At 42.4% G+C, this 514-nt stretch carries 1 pseudogene; it reads right to left on the bottom strand.

What is annotated here, in order from left to right:
• Window positions 1-514 (bottom strand): annotated as a pseudogene (locus F1E73_RS17335) (cytochrome c oxidase subunit 3); the annotation flags it as partial.

Raw genomic sequence — 514 nt, 5'->3', positions numbered from 1 at the left:
GTTGTGAATTAGGTTTGCACCTTCTACTACCGCTACCGTTTCATCTAGCTTCTTAAGGCTGTCTTCCCTAGATAGGACTGTCTTCTCCCCTCTTTCGTTAAGCTTTTCTACACGGACTACTACATTAGGATCTGCTTTTACTCCCTCGATTACTTCATTGAGACTATAGCTAGGCAATTCCTTTTCTCCATAGTACCAAACACCATTTTTGCGTTCGTGATTTACACGCTCACTTGGAATGGTCTTGGCAAAATCCTTAAGTGCTAAACGCTCACCGGTATCGGCAGCTTGGAACTGAACAATACGTCCGCCCTTAGTTTCCAACGCTCCATAATCTCCCTTAATAAAGGTAGCCCACTCCCATGCTTGCGAACCAATAAATATAAGTCCACCAAGAACGGTAAGGAACATATACCAAGTTGTTTTCTTCTTCTGCATCTTATGTCCTGCATCAACTGCCAACACCATTGTAACAGAAGACATAATAAGAATGAAAGTCATGAACGCCACATAA

Source organism: Arenibacter lacus, assembly GCF_008711145.1.
Classification (GTDB): domain Bacteria; phylum Bacteroidota; class Bacteroidia; order Flavobacteriales; family Flavobacteriaceae; genus Arenibacter; species Arenibacter amylolyticus.
The sequence above is the reverse complement of the archived record's forward strand: the minus strand, read 5'-3'. Positions and strand labels throughout refer to the sequence as shown.